At 34.1% G+C, this 1,911-nt stretch carries 1 protein-coding gene; it reads right to left on the bottom strand.

The window, feature by feature from the left end; all coding sequences use genetic code 11:
• Positions 1-1,907 (bottom strand): beta strand repeat-containing protein (locus AJN60_RS01520; RefSeq protein WP_407918802.1); only part of this gene is annotated, 1,907 nt, incomplete at its 3' end.
• Between the last annotated feature and the right edge of the window lie 4 nt (positions 1,908-1,911).

Raw genomic sequence — 1,911 nt, 5'->3', positions numbered from 1 at the left:
GTTATTGGATCAAAGCTTAAAGATATTTCTCCACCTCCATTGGTTCCTATATTGCCAATATTGTTTTGATTAACACCTGAGATGATATTGCTTATATTACCTAATTCTTCAAGATTAACATTGCTTTGATCTACAGTGATGTTTTCTACTTGTACATTATTTGCACCACTTCCACCTACAACTACAGTGTCTAATTTACCTGTTTCTTTATCTGTAGAAACAACCCAATCTTTAATTCCAACACTACCACTACCATTGTTAGTTACTGTATTACCATTGCTATCTTTACCTACTGAGCCTTGGTTGGAAATAACTAAATCAGCATTACCATTATTTGTAATACCTCCACCTATAGTAGCACCTTCTCCATTAGAAATTTCAAGTTTATTATCACTGTTATTAGTGATAGAACCGCTTATACCTGTATTAGAAGTAGAAGTGTTAGTGATGGAGTCAAGTTTACCACCATTTTCTACTACTATATTTCCTGAGATAGAACCACTTCCTGTATTGGTAATACCACCTTCAACTGAACCCCCACTTTCTACTTTGATTTCGCCTGCTATAGAACCATTGCCTTGATTGACTATGCCAGAGCCTCCACTTGAAGAGCTAACACTACCTCCTGAGATGATAATGCCACCTTTTTTATCATCATCGCTACTACCACCTATGATACCTTCATTGACTATACCAGCAGCTCCACCGCTTACTTCACCTGCTATGGTGATTTGGGTGTTGATTTCTTTACCGCCTCCTATAGCTATACCTGCATTACCGCCAATTACACTAGCACCTTGTTTAACTTCAATTCCATCAGCCTTTATATCTTTAGAAGTTCCATTATCTATATTAATACCATTATTTCCAGCCTTAATGCTACTGCCTTTTTCTAGGATGATGTTACCTAGCTCAATTTTATCACCACTAACTGAACCAACATCATAAAAACTTATACCATTTAAGCTTGCTTCTATAGTGCCTTTGTTAACAAGGGTTTCTATTTTATTACCCGCTTCTGCTAATATACCATTAGACTTTGATTTAATAATTCCTTCATTGGTAAAGTTATTAATGACAGAAGGTTTGCCATAAGCAGTATTAACACTGATAGCTGCAGCAATTTGATTGTTGCTTGTTGATTCTATGGTTCCTTGATTAGTAAAATTTTCTATAGTAGCTTGAAATAAACTTAGACCTGTAATACCAGAAATTAAGCCTTCATTATTGAAATTTTTTATTGTGCTATAAAGCAAATAAATCCCAGTTGAAATGGTTGCAACATCAGAAGGCTCTGTATTACCTGTGTTTTTTATGGTTCCAGTGTTGGTAAAAGTTTGTATATTGGTATTTCCTTCGAAAAAAACAGTTCCTTTATCACTAGAACTTGTTATAGTTCCGCTATTATCAAATTTATCTATATTAAGAGTTCCTGAGTTACCTCCCCAAACTCCCATATAGACATTTCCATTGATTTGGTTTTTATTTTCAAAGGTATTGACAGTGATGGTTCCTTTAAAACCTTGGTCATGTTCCACATTTACACTACCATTAATAGTTCCTTTATTGGTAAGATTAGTAAGTGTAAGAGTGTTGTTACCACTAGCATGAGCATAGATAATTTTATTGTTGTTATTCTCATTGCCTAAAGTTCCACCTGCTTCAATTATTATGGTATGTGGACCTTGATCGGTAATGTTGATTTGATTGCTTATTGAGCCACTTACAGTTGTATTAACTCTAGCTTCAGGAGTATAAACACTTGCTGATCTAGCTTTAGTATTTTTATGAACTTCATCATAAGTTTTTATTTCAGAATTTAATTTAGCATTAGCACAACTTGCCAAAAAAGAAATAGTAGCTAAAGATAAAACTATCTTTTTAGAATTTAAACAGGATTCTTTAATCCCC

The organism is Campylobacter sp. BCW_4323 (genome assembly GCF_001763115.1).
GTDB lineage: Bacteria > Campylobacterota > Campylobacteria > Campylobacterales > Campylobacteraceae > Campylobacter_D > Campylobacter_D jejuni.
The sequence above is the reverse complement of the archived record's forward strand: the minus strand, read 5'-3'. Positions and strand labels throughout refer to the sequence as shown.